Here is a 1,399-nt window from a genome sequence, read left to right on the forward strand (position 1 = left end):
TCACCCGTCCGCCGCTAGCTTTGTTCCGAAGAACTCCACTCGCTCGACTTGCATGTGTTAGGCATGCCGCCAGCGTTCGTCCTGAGCCAGGATCAAACTCTCAATAAAAAGTTTAATCTGTTGCTCAAATTACTTTGAGTCTTTAAATATTTTAAAAACTCTCAAAAGAATTGCTGGATTTATTTTAACTATATTCTGTTCAATTTTCAAAGACCATATTTTGTTATCGCTTCAAGCGACTTCCTTATCTTATCACCGACTTAATTTTGTGTCAACAACTTTTTTCAAAGTTTTTTTCACATCATTTCGTTAGCAACGAAACTTATCTTATCACTTATCAAAACAACTGTCAAACACTTTTTTATCTTGTGTTTTTATTTGTTTCGCATCAGCGACGAGATTTATCTTACCACCAATTTTTATAATTAATATATTAAATTTTTCCTATAAAATGAACTTTTTATTTATATTTCTATGTATATCTCTGTTTTACTATCTTTTTCTACTATTGATACGCTAGGTAAAGTGTTTTGTTTCTACTTCTAACTTATCCACTTAGTTAACATAATCCACAATATAACTATATTAATAATATATACTTATAAACATAATCAACATTATCCACAACTGCTGTTAATATTAGTATTTAAACTAAAATTTTAAGGAGCAATTTAAAACTTAAAGATTTTTAAGCTTTAAATTACTCCTTATTTAATATTTGTATTTATTTACTTTATATATTTTAATATTAAACTTAAGTATATAACGTCCAGATATAATAAAAATTGTCATGATTAGAATTATAATAACCAAGTTTATATATGAAATATATCATATACTAAATCCAAATATTTAATTAACCTACTATATACTATAATTTTTATTATTTAATTAAGTATTATTTTCTATTATCTATATACCTTTACTATCAACTTTACTAAATAAAATAATTCCTTTCCATCCTAAATACATAATAAACCTAGAAATCCTATTTCAATTTACCCTATAAATATACTATTTATCCATTCCGATGTTTTAAAAAAATATTATATTATATATTTAATTCTTTGTTTATTTAATAATAAATATATTTTCCCCCTTGTACTACTATATAGATCTGTAAGATTTCTTTTGAACATTAAAATATTATTTGATTATATTTTTTATATTTATAAAATCACATTTTAATATATCTAATTATAAGGTAATATGATTTTAGCCTTATAAAGTAATTTTATATAACAAAAAAAGACCTAAGATTAACTTAGGTCTTTTTGCTAACCTAGCAACGTCCTACTCTCCCACACAGTCTCCCGTGCAGTACCATTGGCGCTGTAGAGCTTAACTTTCCTGTTCGGAATGGGAAGGAGTGTTTCCTCTACGCCATCATCACTAGATG

2 rRNA genes are annotated in these 1,399 nt (G+C 26.0%); both read right to left on the reverse strand.

The window, feature by feature from the left end:
- Positions 1–108: ribosomal RNA gene (locus H8S20_RS18525) — 16S ribosomal RNA — on the reverse strand; the annotation flags it as partial.
- A gap of 1,172 nt (positions 109–1,280) precedes the next feature.
- Positions 1,281–1,397: ribosomal RNA gene (gene rrf, locus H8S20_RS18530) — 5S ribosomal RNA — on the reverse strand.
- Between the last annotated feature and the right edge of the window lie 2 nt (positions 1,398–1,399).

The sequence above is a fragment of the Clostridium hominis genome, assembly GCF_014287825.1.
Lineage (GTDB): Bacteria > Bacillota > Clostridia > Clostridiales > Clostridiaceae > Clostridium > Clostridium hominis.